This is a genomic window from Rhodovulum viride (assembly GCF_003265965.1).
GTDB lineage: Bacteria > Pseudomonadota > Alphaproteobacteria > Rhodobacterales > Rhodobacteraceae > Rhodovulum > Rhodovulum kholense.
The window spans coordinates 1-335 of record NZ_MUAV01000231.1; the positions used below are offsets into that span (position 1 = coordinate 1).

General features: G+C 66.9%; 1 protein-coding gene. It reads left to right on the forward strand.

Annotation, left to right across the window (positions count from 1 at the left end):
- The coding region (locus tag BYZ73_RS21985; RefSeq protein ID WP_112317622.1) for an IS5 family transposase at positions 1–335 on the forward strand (335 nt) is incomplete at both ends.

Sequence of the window (335 nt, forward strand, 5' to 3'; positions counted from 1 at the left end):
CCTGGACGTGACCATCCCGTATCGCGGATCCAAGGGGCCGCTGCACCTGCTCGTGGATAGCACCGGCATCAAGGTGGAAGGCGAAGGCGAGTGGCACAGACGCAAACACGGCGCCTCGAAGCGCCGTGCCTGGCGCAAGATCCACATCGGCATAGACGAGGAAACGCTGGAGATCCGGGCCGTCGAGGTCACCTCCAGCAATGTAGGCGACGCGCCGATGCTGCCTAAGCTCCTGAAGCAGATCGGCCTGGATCGGCAAATCGCCACGGTCACTGCCGACGGCGCCTACGACACGCGCGCCTGCCACGACGCCATCGCCGACCGCGGCGCGGCCG